Genomic DNA, 14,438 nt, shown 5'->3' on the forward strand with positions numbered 1-14,438 from the left:
CGCCGAGGTTGTGTGGATCAGGCCGTGGCCAGATCCAGCTTGCCGGCAGCCTGCTGGCGCTTGTAGACCAGCAGGGTCAGCAGGGCGGGGACCACGATGGCCACCAGCATGGCGATGGCGTAGATGCCCCAGTATTGCGGCTGGATGGAGAGGATGCCCGGCAGGCCGCCCACCCCGATGCCGTTGGCCATCACACCGGCGAAGCCGCAGATGAGAGCCGCACAGCTTGAGCCCACCATGGCGCACAGCATGGGGAACTTGTACTTGAGGTTGATGCCGTACATGGCCGGCTCGGTCACCCCGAGATAGGCGGAGATGGCGGCCGGGACCGAGATCTCCCGCTCGTTCTCCTTGCGGCTGATCAGGATGATGCCGACGACCGCAGACGCCTGGGCGATGTTGGAGAGGGCGATCAGCGGCCAGATGGGGGTGCCGCCCATGCTCTGCATCAGTTGCAGGTCCACCGCGTTGGTGGTGTGGTGGATGCCGGTGATGACCAGGGGCGCATAGAGGAAGCCGAACAGGGCGGCGCCGATGGGGGCAAACGAACCCGTCATGGCCGCCTTGGCGGCAAAGCCGACGCCGTCACCAATCCAGCGGCCGAACGGACCGATCAGGGCGTGTGCCACGATCACCGCCAGCAGCAGGGAGATGAAGGGCACAATCACCAGGTAGAGATAGGCCGGGATGATGCGCTTGAGGCTGGTCTCCACCCAGGCGAGGAAGACACCCGCCAGCAGGGCCGGAATGACCTGGGCCTGATACCCCACCTTCTGGATGACGAAGAGGCCGAAGTCCCACACTTCCGGGGTCTGCTGGCCGATGCCATAGGCGTTCATCAGTTGCGGCGACACCAGCGTGATACCCAGCACGATGCCGAGGATCTCGGAGCCACCCATCTTCTTCACCGCAGACCAGCAGACACCCACCGGCAGGAAGTGGAAGATGGCTTCACCCAGCAGCCAGAGGAAGGCGTGCACCTGGGCCCAGAACTGGCTGATCTCGGTGAGGGTGTGGGTGCCGTCGTCGAACATCTTGATATCGCCGATGACGTTGCGAAAGCCCAGGATCAGACCACCGGTGATGATGGCGGGCAGCAGGGGGACGAAGATCTCCGCCAGGTGGGAGATGCCGCGCTCCAACGGGTTCATGTTGTGGCGGGCGGCCTGCTTGGCGGCCTCCTTGCTGCCGCCGCTCACGCCGATCTCCTGGGTGAGCGCCTTGTACCACTGATCCACCTCGTTGCCGATCACCACCTGGAACTGGCCGCCCTGGGTGAAGCTCCCCTTCACCGAAGGGATGGTCTCGATGGCCTTGGGATCGGCCTTGGCCGGATCGGCCAGCACGAACCTGAGCCGGGTCAGGCAGTGGCTGACAGTGGTGATGTTCTCTTTGCCGCCGATCCGCTCGATCAGCTGCGCCAGATGCTGTGTGTTGACTTTTGACATGAGCCTTCCCTCTGTGACTCCATGAATAATGGTCGTGTCTTTACCGGCTGGCCAAGGACCGCCCGTTTATTGGTATCGTTCCCAATCAGCATGAAGCCAGTGGCTGGTATCGGCAATGGGAACGTTCCCAATTCGTGGCGCTGGTCACAAAAAGCGCAAAACGCCGGGAATGGAGGAAAAGATAGACTACAGGGGCTGACAGGGGGCGATGGTCGCTCTGGGGGGTTGCCCCTCTTCAATCTGGTCGAGCAGCTGTCTGGCGGCCAGGATGCCGGCATCCTTGTAGCCGAAATCCAGGCTGAGGGTGTTGGCAAAGAGGAACGTCAGCATGGGATTGCTGCCAAGGCCGCTCACCAGGATGTCGGTGCGACCCTGCTCCTGCAGGTATTTGGCGGCGCCGATGGCCAGGGTGTCGCTGGCACAGACCATGGCCTGGGTGGTGGGGGTGAGCAGCTCGGCCGCGAGCCGATAGCCGCTTTGCAGACCGAGATCCCCGAGGGCGCTGCGGGGCGTGCGCCCCTGTTCCCGACAGTAGTCGAGGTAAGCCTGATGCCGACGCAGCCCGGTGGTGAGATCGCTGCGTTCCACCCCGAGATAGGCGACCTCGGTCAGGCCACGCTCCCCGAGGTGGGCGAGCACGGCGCGCACCGCCCCGTCATCGTCGAAGCAGACCGACGAGAAGCCGGGGCGCTCGCGGGCCATCAGCACCAGTTTCTCCCTGAGCGGCGCCATGGCGGCATAGTCCAGATCGTTGAAGGCAAACAGGATGATGCCGTCCACCCCGCGCCGCTCCAGCACCGCCAGGTGCTCGCTCACCTTGGCGGGGGAGAACTTGCTCTCCATCAGCACGGCGTCGTAGCCACGCTGGTAGAGGGTCTCCAGCATGCCGCGCACCGCCTGATTCTCGGAGCTGGAGTCGAGGCGCGACACCACGATGCCGACCACCTGCTGGCTCTGGCTGCGCATGGCCCGCGCCGATTTGCTCGGGACGAAACCGTGCTGGGCGATCACCGATTCAACCCTGGCCCTGGTCTGGGCATTGACCTTGGGATCCTGATTGAGCACCCGGGAGACGGTCGACTTGCCGACCCCGCTGAGGCGAGCGATATCGAGGATGGTCAGTTTCTTTTCCATGAGGGATCCGTGACAGGGGAGGGCGACAATCGGGATGCAGACATTGTTGTGATTAACTCCTGTGAATACAAGCCCATGGCGTTAGAATGCCCTTTCCCAGGCGACTTTCTTCGCCGTTGCACAGGACGCGCATCATGGATCTGTTGGCAAGTCTGCACTTCTCCCTCTCCATCACGGGCCCCATCTGTCTGGTGCTGGTACTCGGCATCTGGCTCAAGCGGCTGGGTCTCTTGCCCGACAGCTTCGTCGAGTCCGCCTCCCGTCTGGTGTTCCAGGTCACCCTGCCAGCGCTCTTGTTTCTGAGCATGGTGCGCACCGATTTTTCCACCATGCCGAGCTCCTGGCTCATCCTCTACGGCCTGCTCGGCACCCTCGCCGGTTTCCTGGTGCTGGAGGTGCTGGCGGCCCGTTTCATCAGCGAGCAGAAACTGCGGGGCATCTTCGTGCAGGGCAGCTTTCGCGGCAACATGGGGATCATGGGGCTGGCCTATGTGCAAAACGCCTACGGCCCGGAGGGGATAGGGGCCGCCGCCCTGCTGGTGGGCTCCATCACAGTGCTCTACAACATCCTCGCGGTGATCACCCTGACCCGCAGCCTGGGGGGCGGAAAGGGGCTCACACCCATACTCAAGGGGATCGTCAAAAACCCCCTCATCATCGCCATTCTGGCGGCCCTGCCCTTCGGTCTGCTCGGCATCGAACTGCCCCAGCTGGTCATCAGCACGGGCAACTATTTCGCCAACATGACCCTGCCGCTGGCCCTGCTGTGCACCGGCGCCAGCCTCAACCTCAAGGCCCTGCGCGGCGGCGCCATGCTGACCGGCTGGGCCACGGTCAACCGGCTGTGCTGCATCCCCGTGCTGCTGGTGCTGGGGGCCTGGGCGCTCGGCTTCAACCCGCAGGCCCTCGGCATCCTGTTTCTCATCAGCTCTACCCCCACCGCCGCCGCCAGCTATGTGATGACCCGTGCCATGGGGGGTGACAGCGCCCTGGCGGCCAACATCATCGCCACCACCACCCTGGGCTCGCTCGTCACCACCAGCCTGGGGGCCACCCTGATGAACTACCTGGGACTGATGGGGTGATGGGGCGCCGCCATGATGCACGACCCGGGGTTGACGGGATCGGCATTCGCCCTTGACCTTGCCGGAGGCGGCAGCTTTAGGCTGAGGTCACATCGACAGCGGAGAGAGCCCATGACCATCGAACTCACCGTTACCGGCATGTCCTGTGGTGGCTGTGCCGCCAGCCTGCAAAAAGCGTTGTTGGCCCAGCCTGCCGTCAGCACCGCCAGCGTCGACTTTGCCAGCCGCAAGGCCGTTATCGAGAGCGAGCTGGGCAAGGCGGAGCTGATCGCCCTAGTCGAGGCCAGTGGCTTCACCGCGGAATGACTTATCACCTAAGTGGTAAAAAACAGACCAATATTCTGTTTAATTCTTTTTATTGGTGAGAACGATCACTTAAATTCCGTTTAAAAAGAATAAAAATGCTGCAATCAACCCATAAGAAGGATTGCAGCATGACCCTCCCTATCCGCAAGACCCTGCTCGCCGCCGTGCTCGGTATGACCCTCTCCCCCATGGCCATGGCGCTGCCGAACGTGCACATACTGGCCACCGGTGGCACCATCGCCGGTGCCGGCCAGTCCGCCACCCAGTCCAACTACGAGGCGGGCAAGGTTGCCATCGAGACCCTGATCGCCGCCGTGCCCGAGATGAAGAACGTGGCCGACGTGCAGGGTGAGCAGGTGGTCAAGATCGGCTCCCAGGACATGAACGACGAGGTGTGGCTCAAGCTCGCCAAGCGGGTCAACGAGTTGCTGGCCAAGGACGACGTGGACGGCATCGTCATCACCCACGGCACCGACACCATGGAAGAGACCGCCTACTTCCTGAACCTCACCGTCAAGAGTGACAAGCCGGTGGTGCTGGTCGGCGCCATGCGCCCCTCCACCGCCATGAGCGCCGACGGCCCCATGAACCTCTACAACGCCGTGGTCACGGCTTCCGATCCCGCCTCCAAGGGGCGTGGCGTCATGGTCACCATGAACGACACCGTGCTGGATGCCCGGGACGTCACCAAGACCAACACCACCGGCGTGCAGACCTTTGCGGCCCCCGACTTCGGCCCGCTCGGCTACATCCACAACGGCAAGATCGACTACCAGCGCAGCCCGGCCCGGCTGCACACCAGCCAGACGCCGTTCGACGTGAGCAAGCTCGACAAGCTGCCCCAGGTCGGCATCGTCTACAGCTACGCCAACGCCTCGGACCTGCCGGCCAAGGCCCTGGTGGATGCCAAGTTTGACGGCATCGTCAGCGCCGGGGTGGGCAACGGCAACCTCTACCACACCCTGTTCGACACCCTGGCCAAGGCGAGCAAGGACGGCATTCGCGTGGTGCGTTCCGCCCGCGTGCCGACCGGTTCCACCACCCTGGATGCCGAGATCGATGACGCCAAGTACGGCTTCGTCGCCGCCGAGACCCTCAACCCGCAGAAGGCGCGGGTGCTGCTGATGCTCGCCCTGACCCAGAGCAAGGATCCGGCCCAGATCCAGCGCTGGTTCCAGCAGTTCTAAGACCTCGGCTCGGCCTGATTGACACTACCCCGTGAGATGAAGGGCAGGATGGGATCCTGCCCTTTCTTGTTGCGCCAGAGGCAGATGCCGGCCCTCAGCTCATCATCAGCCAGCCGCAGAAACCCAGGTAAACCAGCCCCACCAGGGCGAGCCTGCCCGCTGTCATCCGCTCCCGACTGAACCCCCACCACAGCAGCGCGACCGCCAGCAGCGTCACCAGGGAGGAGGCCATCATGGTGCTATCCAGCAGCCAGGGGGTGAACAGCAGGCAGAACGCCTTGGGAATGGTGCCCTGGATCATCATGGCGCCGGAGATATTGGCCAGTGCCAGCCGGTGTTTGCCCTGCCGCACCCAGATGAGCACGTTCATCAGCTCGGGCATTTCGGTGGCCACCGGGCTCAGCAACAGGGCGGCCACTACCGGTGAGAGGCCGAACAGCTCGCCCATGTTCTCCAGCTGGTGAACGAACAGCTGGGCCGCCAGCGCCACCACGCCGAGCGCCACCAGGGTTTGCAGCAGCACCTTGCCGAGCGCCGGGATCCTGGCGTGCGGATCCAGCTTGAGGGGGGAGGGCAATTCCGCATCGTGGCTGTCGGTCTGTTTCAGCTCACGTCGCACATAGAGGAGGTAGATCAGCACGAACAGGGGGGCCAGCCAGGTTTTACCGGTGAAGGCCACCATGCCAAGCAGCACGGCCAGCAGGAAGATGCCGGCAAACCAGGCCTGATCGCGGCCTATCTCCCGCTGCACCTCGCCATTGATGGCTCTGTGCTCCCGGCTCATGCACAGCAGCAGGGTCACGCCGACGGCAGCATAGCCTATGGTAGCCAGCACCAGCGGGCCGCCGAGGGCCGCACCTATGCCTATCTGCTGCTGGGCGGGGGCATCCTCCATCAGCAGGGCGGTCAGGGTGACGATGCATTCGGGCAGGGCCGTGCCGAGGGCGGCCAGCAGAGAACCGGTGGCGCTTTGGGACAGTTTGAAATGATGGCCGGTCCATTCGATGCCGTTGACGAAGTATTCGCAGGCCAGATAGATGGTGACGGCAGAGATCAGAAATAACAGCAGGGTGATCAGCATGATGAGTAACCGCCAGGCGAGCAGAACAACCGATGGACCCGATACGGCTCGCCCGGCTGGCGTGCATATCGAGGCCAAAGGTCTTGCAGGACGACAGGTGCTATCGCCGCCCATGCCATGGATCTGCGGATCCAAGAGTGTTGACATGGGCCCTGCCCGGATTTCGGGCGGGTTGCTACTCCCCAGTGACAGTGCGGGCTTTTTACCAAGTGGCTCGGTGAGGCGCAAGGCCAACAGGAGATGATCCGCGCGACAAGTTGTAAAAGGATGTGACAACCCTCTCGACTCTCCCGTCCGGGATCCTGATCTTTTTACGGGGATCCTTGTGCTGGCACAGCGATTGCTATGAGTTGGCTACTGTCCACATTGACTTGGGAAGGGTGAACGATGAAACGGTGGATCCAACATTTTTACCAGCTTAATCGCCTCAACTGGCTGATGGTCTGGCTGCTGCTCTGCTGCAGCATCATCCTGCTGTTTCCGGCCGGATTGATGAAAGGTGCCGTGAGCCAGTGGGCCACGGCTCATGCGGCCTGGCTTGGGGTCGGCATGTTGATCGCCATCTCCTATTTCTGCAGTCAGGGCTTCCTGATCGCCTGGGAGTGGGCCTGTGACGAGTGGCAGTCCCGCCGCCAGCAGGATCAACTGGCCCAGATGATTGGCTTCCTGGACTTCAACGAGAAGGCGGTGCTGCGGGAGTTCGTACTGCAACGGAAAAGCGTCATAAACCTGCCGATCACCGAACCTGCCGTCAAAAACCTGATGGATGCCGGCGTGCTCACCTACGCCTACGGCAAGCCGACGCGAGAGAAGGAGGACGAGAACCAGATCCGCGCCCTGATGATCGCCCTGCCAGCGCGCCCTCTGCTGACCTACAAGGTTCTGGGGCTGTCGCGGGGCAAGATGAGCGACGAGCAGGTGGAGCAGATCATGAATGCCAGGCCCAAATTCGCGCAGAAAAGCCTCCAGCGCTGACCTTCTCCCCCCATGAAAGAAAAGAGCCGGACATCTGTTCCGGCTCTTTGCTGTCTGGCGTTGCTTATTCGGTTCTGGCCTTGAGGTAGCCGGCGTAGTCGGGCACCTGGACGCTGAATGCCTGCTGCATGTGCGGGCTGTCCATGATGAAGTCCGCCGTCGCCTCGTTGGTGGCGACCGGGATGTTCCAGACGGCCGCGAGGCGCAGCAGGGCCTTGACGTCAGGATCGTGGGCGGCGGGATTGAGGGGATCCCAGAAGAAGATCATCACGTCTATCTTCCCTTCGGCGATGAGGGCGCCGAGCTGCTGATCCCCTCCCATGGGGCCGGAGAAGAGGCAGGTAATGGGCAGCTGCGCCTTCTTGCCGAGCAGGGTGCCCGTGGTGCCGGTCGCATAGAGATGGTGGAGCTTGAGCTCCTCCTTGCGGCGCAGCACCCAGTTCAGCAGAGGGGCTTTCATGTTGTCGTGAGCCACCAGGGCAACCCGTTTGTGGGGCGCCATCTCGCGTGCAATCAGTTCCATGGAGGTCATCCGTAGCAAAATGATGGGAATGGGGTCGTATCCTAATCGAAAGCGGCGCCTGCCGCTGCCCCATGCATCGTAACTGTGATCCCGGAGGCGGTTCAATCCGGCGCCTGCCATCCTGACAGCCTCTGGCCTGCCTTGTCAGCAACCTAGTCGGCTACCGTATCGTTCGGCAAGATCTCTGCCGCTGTCGCCATGAAAAAACCCGCCTGGGCGGGTTGGGATTGTCTCTTGATGTCATCTAGATTCAGGATGACTCGGCATGGAGCTGGGATTGCTGGTAGTTTTCCAGACCGATACGGGCGATGAGATCGAGCTGGGTTTCCAGCCAGTCCACATGCTCCTCTTCATCCTCCAGGATCTCCTGAAACAGGTCGCGGCTGACGTAGTCCTGCACGGACTCGGCATAGGTGATGGCGACTTTCAGGTCGGGGATGGCGTCCATCTCCAGAGACAAGTCACAGCGCAGCATCTCTTCCACCGTCTCACCGACGCGCAGCTTGCCCAGATCCTGCAAGTTGGGCAGCCCTTCCAGAAACAGCACCCGCTTGACCAGCTCGTCGGCATGTTTCATCTCATCGATGGATTCGTGATACTCCTTGTGCCCCAGCCCTTTGAGGCCCCAGTCATCATAGATGCGGGCATGCAGGAAGTATTGGTTGATGGCAACCAGCTCATTGGCCAGCACCTTGTTGAGGTGGGCAATGATTTTGGGATCTCCTTTCATCGACATTACTCCTCGTGTTCGAGCCTAGGCAACGATCACTAGAGCTTAGTCCAGAAACATGACCATAACGTGATGGGGAAAGTCGTCCCCTGGAGGGCAGAAGGAGAGATGAAGACGAGAAGTCGGCGGTTTTACGCCACTTCGTAATAGAGCGGTGCCTGCTCTGACTCCATCTTGTCGATTTCGGTAGCGATGATCTCCATCGCCATGCGCACACATTTACCACATTGAGTACCGACTTCCAGCGACTGTTTCAACTGTCGGAATTCAGTCTTGCCTGCCTGTACCGCCTTGCGGATCTGGTTATCTGTGATGCCGCGGCACAAACACACGTACATAATCTGGACCTCATGCTGGAATGAGATGAAATCTAAATGAGAATGGTTCGTAGTGCAAAGAACGAATGGTAATAAGATCCCGTGCTTGCCAGTGATTCCACCCTTGGGGAGAATGCCTGCATCAGAGAGGATGCGAACATGTTCAAAAAACTATTCAATGCCCTGTTCAAGGGAGAGATCGCCCAGAGCCCCGAGGTTGAGCCCATCGAATACATGGGCTATCTCATCTATCCCGAGCCCATGGCGGAAGGGGGGCAATACAGGCTGGCCGGTCGCATCACCAGGGAGATCGACGGGCAATTACAGACCCATCGCTTCATCCGCTCCGATCTCTTTGCCAACCCGGCGGATGCCGAGCGCTTCATGGTGCAAAAGGCCCATACCTTCATCGACCAGATGGGGGAGCGCATGTTTGAACCCCGCGTGAAGCCAGACGCCAGTCCAGCTCCATGATGTCAGCCGAGCTGCTCGCCTTGCGCCACGCTATCGCTCATGCCGGCGAGCGGCGTCTGATCTGGCTGGAAGGGGAGGAGGATGACTGCATCGTTCGTGCCGAATCCTTGCTGTGGGGGGCCGTGTTCTGGCTGGGGCAGGGTCCTGAGCGTCATGCTCCGCAGCCTGCCGCCAAGGCGCTTCAACGGCTCGGTCAGGAGTGTGACACCCTGGTATTCAATGCCTTCAGCGGTTTTCACCCCGATGCATTCGGTGCCTTGGCGGGGACATTGAGGGCTGGGGGGCTCTTGCTTCTGCTGACCCCGCCGCGTGAGGTATGGCCGACCTACCCAGACCCTGATCGTCAGAGGCTGGTCGCCCAGCCAGAGGAGGTCGATCGTGCCGGGCAGGGGTTCATCTCCCGTCTGGTACGGCTGCTGGAAGAAGATCCGGCGCGAGATCTGACGCCTGCCTCTTGTGATATTACCTGGCAGCCTCTCGACGGGGACCGGCCGCTGAGCGCGGATCAGGCCCGTGCGCTGCCCGCCATCCAGAACGTGTTGCACGGCCATCGCCGTCGCCCCCTGGTGCTGAGCGCCGATCGCGGTCGTGGCAAGAGCGCCGTGCTGGGGCTGGCGAGCGCCGACTTGCTGAGTCGGGCTCCGGCCTTGACGATAGCGGTGACTGCCCCTTCCCACGCTACAGTGGCGACACTTTTTGCCCATGCAGAGCGCGCGCTGGCAGAGATGCCTGAGCGGCTGGCCGGTCTGAGCTATGTGTCCCCTGATCGGGTGGCTCAAGGAGACGTACTGGCGGATCTGCTGCTGGTAGATGAGGCCGCCGCCATCCCGACCCCACTGCTGGAGGCTATGCTGGCCCGCCACAGTCGCATTGTCTTCGCTACAACGGAGCACGGCTATGAGGGGACGGGGCGCGGCTTTCATCTGCGCTTCAAGAGGATACTCGATGAGCAAGCCCCGGATTGGCAGGAGCTGCACCTGGTGGAGCCCATTCGCTGGAGCCTGAGCGATCCGCTGGAGCCTCTGATCTTCCGGCTCCTTGGTCTGAATGCTGACGTATCGGCACCTCATCCCCCGACATCACCGACCTGGCGCCTGGTCGGACAAGATGAGCTGGCCCGTGATGACGCGCTGCTCAATCGGGTGTTCGGCCTGCTCGTGCTGGCTCACTACCAGACCAGCCCCAGTGATCTGCGGTATTTGCTGGAGGGGCCGGATCTCGACATTCATCTGATGGAGCAGGGACAGGAGTTGCTCGGGGTGGCGCTGGTCGCGCGGGAGGGCAAGATACCCCCTGATCTGGCGCACGCGATCTGGGCCGGACGACGGCGCCCTCGTGGACATCTGTTGCCCCAGTCGCTGCTGGCCCACGCCGGTTTCGTGACGGCGGGGGAGCGCTCTTATGCCAGGGTGATGCGCATCGCCATCCATCCTGCCCTTCATCGTCTCGGGTTGGGGTCCAGGTTGCTGGACAAGCTGGTATCACATTATCGGGCATTAGGGGTCGATTATCTGGGATCTGCCTTCTCCGCCAGTCCAGATCTGCTGCCATTCTGGCTCAAGGCGGGATTGAAGGTGCTGCGTCTGGGTCTGCAGCGCGATGCGGCCAGCGGCAGTCATGCAGCTTTGCTGCTGATGCCGCTGCAATCGGAATATCACGCCGAGCTGGCGCAATGGCGACAGCGTTTCATGAGCCAGTTGCCGGCCCTGCTGGCGGGTGAACTCAAGAGGCTGGATACCGAACTGGTCTGGCTATCCCTCAGAGGCGGACCTGTCACTTATGTGCCGGATCTGGATGAATTCGAGCATCGGGAACTCGATTGTTTTGCCCACCATCACAAGCCATTCGAATTGTGCCAGGCGACACTGCAACGCTGGCTGCTCCGGCGAGTGATGATGCTGGACGGGTTGAGTCAGGATGAACGACGGTTGCTGATCGCCACCATCTGGCAATATGCGTCCTGGTCCGAGCTGGCTGCCCGACAGGGTGTTGCGGGCAAACCCGCGCTGATAAAAGCATTGCGCTCCCTGCTGGCCAGACTGCTGGCTCAGCAAGCCCCAGCGGGCTGACCCCACCTCTGGCACGGCAGAAAACCACGGAGCCCGGGAGGAACCCATGGCCCCTCCCGGGTTCTGCAGATCGATTCGACTCACCATGGCTGAAGCTCTCCCCGTTCAAGGCGCGGCCACCCCGGGACCCGTTTCTCCCTCTTCCCTGCTCGCGTTTTGCCTATTGCCACTGCTCTGATGAGCCTGGTCAGGGCTGTCTGCATTTTGGTTTTTTCTGAATATGGACTAATACTTGAATGTGAAATGAATTTTAATAAATGCATTATTTTCAGATGGTTAGCGTTGGGTGTATTGAACGCAGGCCATCTTCTCCAACGTGCACAGGGAGTGCAATGTGAGAAACGATGCAGCTCAGGCAGGTGCCGGAATGATGATGTGGTTCATCAGCAGCAGCGCCTTTGCCAATGAGATCCGGTTCAACATGACGCGCGGGGCCACCGCCATCAGTCAGCAGGTCTATGACCTGCACATGACGATTTTCTATATCTGTTGCGTCATCGGTCTGCTCGTCTTCGGCATCATGTTCTGGTCCATCGTGCACCATCGAAAATCGCGCGGTGCCAAAGCCGCCCAGTTTCACGAAAGCACCCGCATCGAGTTGCTGTGGACGGCCATCCCCGTATTGATACTGATCGCGATGGCGGCACCGGCAACCTCGACCCTGTTGAAGATGGAGGATACCTCCAAGGCCGATCTCACCGTCCTCGTCACGGGCTCGCAATGGAAATGGCATTACAAATACCTCGAGTATCCGGTGGCGTTTTATTCCCTGCTGGCGACCAGCAAACAGCAGATCTCCGGTGATGCCCCCAAGGGCGGCAATTATCTGCTGGAGGTGGATAACCCTCTGGTATTGCCGGTCGGCAAGAAGATCCGTTTCCTGATGACCTCGGACGATGTCATCCACTCCTGGTGGGTTCCCGCCTTCGCCGTGAAAAAAGATGCCAATCCTGGCTACATCAACGAATCCTGGACGCGGATCGACAAGCCGGGCACCTATCGTGGGCAGTGCGCCGAGCTGTGCGGCAAGGATCACGGTTTCATGCCCGTGGTTGTGGTGGCCAAATCCGCAGAGGAGTTCGAGACGTGGATTGCCAGGAAGGGAGACGAGCAGGCAACCGCCAAGGCACAGCAACAGGCGCAGGCAGCGGAGACCATGACGTTGCCACAAGCCATGGCGCTGGGGGAGAAAGTCTATCTGGGCCACTGTGCGGCCTGTCATCAGCCCGCGGGTACCGGATTGCCCGGCATCTTCCCGGCGCTCAATGGCAGCAAGGTGACCACACAGGCGGAGCATCGTGCCCAGCATCTGGATACGGTGTTGCATGGCCGGAGTGGTACGGCGATGCAACCTTTTGGCAAACAGTTGACGGCACAGGAACTCGCCGCCGTCATCACCTATGAACGCAATGCCTGGGATAACAAGACCGGCGACCTTGTGCAGCCAGCCGAGGTGCAATCCCTTCTCAACCCGGCCAATCCGGACAAGGACAAGTGAGGCGTCGGCATGAGTGATGGAATCACGGATACCCCGCACAGCGAACATGTCCACCAGCCGGCGGCCGGTCTGAGGCGCTGGCTCTACACCACCAATCACAAGGACATCGGTACCCTCTATCTGTGCTTTGCCCTCACCATGTTCTTTACCGGTGGCGCCATGGCCATGGTGATCCGGGCAGAACTGTTCCAGCCCGGACTGCAACTGGTGGAACCCCTGTTTTTCAACCAGATGACCACGGTACACGGCCTCATCATGGTCTTTGGTGCCGTCATGCCCGCCTTCACCGGCCTCGCCAACTGGCTGATCCCCATCATGATCGGGGCCCCTGACATGGCGCTGCCCCGCATGAACAACTGGAGCTTCTGGATCCTGCCGTTTGCTTTCCTCATCCTCCTGTCGAGCCTGTTTATGGAGGGAGGCGGCCCCAGTTCTGGCTGGACCTTCTATGCCCCCCTGTCCACCCAGTACAGCGGCAACAGCACGGCCCTGTTTGTCTTTGCCATTCACATCATGGGGATCTCCTCCATTATGGGGGCCATCAACGTCATCGTGACCATCTTCAACCTGCGGGCGCCGGGCATGGGCTGGATGCAGATGCCGCTGTTTGTCTGGACCTGGCTCATCACGGCGTTTCTGCTCATCGCTGTCATGCCGGTGCTGGCGGCTGCGGTGACCATGGTGCTGACGGACAAGTATTTCGGGACCAGTTTCTTCGATGCGGCCGGTGGGGGGGATCCTGTCCTGTTTCAGCACATTTTCTGGTTCTTCGGGCACCCGGAAGTCTACATCATGATATTGCCGGCTTTCGGCATCGTCTCCAGCATCATACCAACCTTCTCCCGCAAGAAGCTGTTCGGTTATCGCTCCATGGTATATGCCACCAGCAGCATCGCCTTGCTCTCCTTCATGGTCTGGGCTCACCACATGTTCACCACCGGATTGCCCGTGGTGGCGGAGCTGTTCTTCATGTACACCACCATGCTGATCGCGGTGCCGACAGGGGTAAAGGTGTTCAACTGGCTTGCCACCATGTGGCGTGGTTCTCTGACATTCGAGACCCCCATGCTGTTTGCCATCGCCTTCATCACCCTATTCACCATTGGCGGTTTCTCCGGGCTGATGCTGGCCATGACACCGGCTGATTTTCAGTATCACGACACCTATTTCGTAGTGGCCCATTTCCACTATGTGCTGGTGACCGGTGCCGTCTTCTCGATCCTGGCCGCTGCCTACTACTGGTTGCCGAAATGGACGGGGCACATGTATGACGAGCGGCTCGGTCAATGGCATTTCTGGTGTTCGCTCGTCTCGGTCAATGTGCTGTTTTTCCCCATGCATTTTGTCGGGCTGGCGGGCATGCCTCGCCGCATTCCCGATTACGCCCTGCAATTTGCCGACTTCAACATGCTGATCAGCCTGGGGGGTTTTGCCTTCGGCCTGTCCCAACTGCTGTTTGTCTGGGGCGTGGTCAAATGCATCAGAGGCGGAGCCAAGGCGAGCGATCGGGTATGGGAGGGGGCCGAGGGGCTGGAATGGACGCTCTCTTCTCCCCCTCCCTATCACAGTTTCCAGACTCCACCGGATATCCGGTCGGAAGAGCGTTAGGGA

At 61.0% G+C, this 14,438-nt stretch carries 14 protein-coding genes and 1 riboswitch; of the genes, 8 read left to right on the forward strand and 6 right to left on the reverse strand.

Translation table 11 applies throughout. From position 1 onward, the window contains the following. Positions 1-17: 17 nt before the first annotated feature. Both treB and treR read right to left on the reverse strand, forming a co-directional pair. Positions 18-1,448 carry a PTS trehalose transporter subunit IIBC gene (gene treB, locus AB5Y50_RS20800; RefSeq protein ID WP_039039721.1) on the reverse strand — a complete coding sequence of 477 codons (1,431 nt, stop codon included), beginning with the start codon at positions 1,446-1,448 and terminating at the stop codon, positions 18-20. Positions 1,449-1,634: 186 nt separating this feature from the next. Then, on the reverse strand, positions 1,635-2,582 hold the full coding sequence (treR, locus tag AB5Y50_RS20805) for a trehalose operon repressor TreR (protein WP_041211765.1): 948 nt from the start codon (positions 2,580-2,582) through the stop codon (positions 1,635-1,637). A 134-nt stretch (positions 2,583-2,716) separates the two neighbouring features. Here treR and AB5Y50_RS20810 point away from each other — a divergent pair, with 134 nt between their 5' ends. From AB5Y50_RS20810 to ansB, 3 genes are all read left to right on the forward strand, one after another. After that, positions 2,717-3,667, forward strand: a complete 951-nt coding sequence (locus AB5Y50_RS20810; RefSeq protein ID WP_319882965.1) for an AEC family transporter — start codon at positions 2,717-2,719, stop codon at positions 3,665-3,667. 111 nt (positions 3,668-3,778) lie between these two features. Continuing rightward, positions 3,779-3,973, forward strand: a complete 195-nt coding sequence (locus AB5Y50_RS20815) for a heavy metal-associated domain-containing protein (RefSeq protein ID WP_319882966.1) — start codon at positions 3,779-3,781, stop codon at positions 3,971-3,973. 128 nt (positions 3,974-4,101) lie between these two features. Continuing rightward, positions 4,102-5,160 (forward strand): L-asparaginase 2, encoded by a 1,059-nt coding sequence (ansB, locus tag AB5Y50_RS20820; protein WP_319882967.1) that lies wholly within the window; start codon positions 4,102-4,104, stop codon positions 5,158-5,160. 94 nt (positions 5,161-5,254) lie between these two features. On the opposite strand, the gene AB5Y50_RS20825 is transcribed toward ansB, so the two are convergent. Further along, on the reverse strand, positions 5,255-6,241 hold the full coding sequence (locus tag AB5Y50_RS20825) for a sodium:calcium antiporter (protein WP_319882968.1): 987 nt from the start codon (positions 6,239-6,241) through the stop codon (positions 5,255-5,257). An 89-nt stretch (positions 6,242-6,330) separates the two neighbouring features. Beyond that, a riboswitch (yybP-ykoY riboswitch) is annotated at positions 6,331-6,437 on the reverse strand. Positions 6,438-6,628: 191 nt separating this feature from the next. Here AB5Y50_RS20825 and AB5Y50_RS20830 point away from each other — a divergent pair. Then, positions 6,629-7,216 carry a superinfection exclusion B family protein gene (locus AB5Y50_RS20830; RefSeq protein ID WP_010675780.1) on the forward strand — a complete coding sequence of 196 codons (588 nt, stop codon included), beginning with the start codon at positions 6,629-6,631 and terminating at the stop codon, positions 7,214-7,216. 64 nt (positions 7,217-7,280) lie between these two features. On the opposite strand, the gene AB5Y50_RS20835 is transcribed toward AB5Y50_RS20830, so the two are convergent. The 3 genes from AB5Y50_RS20835 to AB5Y50_RS20845 form a co-directional block, all read right to left on the reverse strand. Next, the gene (locus AB5Y50_RS20835; RefSeq protein ID WP_041211864.1) at positions 7,281-7,739 is read right to left on the reverse strand and encodes a methylglyoxal synthase; all 459 of its coding nucleotides are present in this window, start codon (positions 7,737-7,739) and stop codon (positions 7,281-7,283) included. 250 nt (positions 7,740-7,989) lie between these two features. Continuing rightward, positions 7,990-8,469 carry a bacterioferritin gene (gene bfr / locus AB5Y50_RS20840; RefSeq protein ID WP_319882969.1) on the reverse strand — a complete coding sequence of 160 codons (480 nt, stop codon included), beginning with the start codon at positions 8,467-8,469 and terminating at the stop codon, positions 7,990-7,992. Positions 8,470-8,600: 131 nt separating this feature from the next. Then, the gene (locus tag AB5Y50_RS20845; protein ID WP_039039715.1) at positions 8,601-8,807 is read right to left on the reverse strand and encodes a bacterioferritin-associated ferredoxin; all 207 of its coding nucleotides are present in this window, start codon (positions 8,805-8,807) and stop codon (positions 8,601-8,603) included. Positions 8,808-8,945: 138 nt separating this feature from the next. Between AB5Y50_RS20845 and AB5Y50_RS20850 the strand changes: the two genes are divergently transcribed. The 4 genes from AB5Y50_RS20850 to ctaD all read left to right on the forward strand — a co-directional run bounded on the left by AB5Y50_RS20850 (position 8,946) and on the right by ctaD (position 14,435). Continuing rightward, positions 8,946-9,260: an HlyU family transcriptional regulator gene (locus tag AB5Y50_RS20850; RefSeq protein WP_041211748.1), complete on the forward strand. Its 315-nt coding sequence runs from the start codon at positions 8,946-8,948 to the stop codon at positions 9,258-9,260. Then, on the forward strand, positions 9,257-11,329 hold the full coding sequence (locus AB5Y50_RS20855; protein WP_319882970.1) for a GNAT family N-acetyltransferase: 2,073 nt from the start codon (positions 9,257-9,259) through the stop codon (positions 11,327-11,329). The genes AB5Y50_RS20850 and AB5Y50_RS20855 overlap by 4 nt, the downstream gene beginning before the upstream one ends. Positions 11,330-11,696: 367 nt before the next feature. Further along, positions 11,697-12,827, forward strand: a complete 1,131-nt coding sequence (gene coxB / locus AB5Y50_RS20860) for a cytochrome c oxidase subunit II (protein WP_231959412.1) — start codon at positions 11,697-11,699, stop codon at positions 12,825-12,827. Positions 12,828-12,836: 9 nt separating this feature from the next. Further along, complete coding sequence (gene ctaD, locus AB5Y50_RS20865) at positions 12,837-14,435, forward strand: cytochrome c oxidase subunit I (protein ID WP_045522119.1); 1,599 nt, start codon at positions 12,837-12,839, stop codon at positions 14,433-14,435. Positions 14,436-14,438: the final 3 nt, after the last annotated feature.

Origin of the sequence: Aeromonas sp. s6 (assembly GCF_040907815.1) — a bacterium.
Lineage (GTDB): Bacteria > Pseudomonadota > Gammaproteobacteria > Enterobacterales > Aeromonadaceae > Aeromonas > Aeromonas caviae.

What these genes read in the sequence shown, in the direction of transcription:
- treB (WP_039039721.1), bottom strand. Translation starts at nt 1,448, where the DNA reads ATGTCAAAAGTCAACACACAGCATCTGGCGCAGCTGATCGAGCGGATC.
- treR (WP_041211765.1), bottom strand. Translation starts at nt 2,582, where the DNA reads ATGGAAAAGAAACTGACCATCCTCGATATCGCTCGCCTCAGCGGGGTC.
- AB5Y50_RS20810 (WP_319882965.1), top strand. Translation starts at nt 2,717, where the DNA reads ATGGATCTGTTGGCAAGTCTGCACTTCTCCCTCTCCATCACGGGCCCC.
- AB5Y50_RS20815 (WP_319882966.1), top strand. Translation starts at nt 3,779, where the DNA reads ATGACCATCGAACTCACCGTTACCGGCATGTCCTGTGGTGGCTGTGCC.
- ansB (WP_319882967.1), top strand. Translation starts at nt 4,102, where the DNA reads ATGACCCTCCCTATCCGCAAGACCCTGCTCGCCGCCGTGCTCGGTATG.
- AB5Y50_RS20825 (WP_319882968.1), bottom strand. Translation starts at nt 6,241, where the DNA reads ATGCTGATCACCCTGCTGTTATTTCTGATCTCTGCCGTCACCATCTAT.
- AB5Y50_RS20830 (WP_010675780.1), top strand. Translation starts at nt 6,629, where the DNA reads ATGAAACGGTGGATCCAACATTTTTACCAGCTTAATCGCCTCAACTGG.
- AB5Y50_RS20835 (WP_041211864.1), bottom strand. Translation starts at nt 7,739, where the DNA reads ATGGAACTGATTGCACGCGAGATGGCGCCCCACAAACGGGTTGCCCTG.
- bfr (WP_319882969.1), bottom strand. Translation starts at nt 8,469, where the DNA reads ATGAAAGGAGATCCCAAAATCATTGCCCACCTCAACAAGGTGCTGGCC.
- AB5Y50_RS20845 (WP_039039715.1), bottom strand. Translation starts at nt 8,807, where the DNA reads ATGTACGTGTGTTTGTGCCGCGGCATCACAGATAACCAGATCCGCAAG.
- AB5Y50_RS20850 (WP_041211748.1), top strand. Translation starts at nt 8,946, where the DNA reads ATGTTCAAAAAACTATTCAATGCCCTGTTCAAGGGAGAGATCGCCCAG.
- AB5Y50_RS20855 (WP_319882970.1), top strand. Translation starts at nt 9,257, where the DNA reads ATGATGTCAGCCGAGCTGCTCGCCTTGCGCCACGCTATCGCTCATGCC.
- coxB (WP_231959412.1), top strand. Translation starts at nt 11,697, where the DNA reads ATGATGATGTGGTTCATCAGCAGCAGCGCCTTTGCCAATGAGATCCGG.
- ctaD (WP_045522119.1), top strand. Translation starts at nt 12,837, where the DNA reads ATGAGTGATGGAATCACGGATACCCCGCACAGCGAACATGTCCACCAG.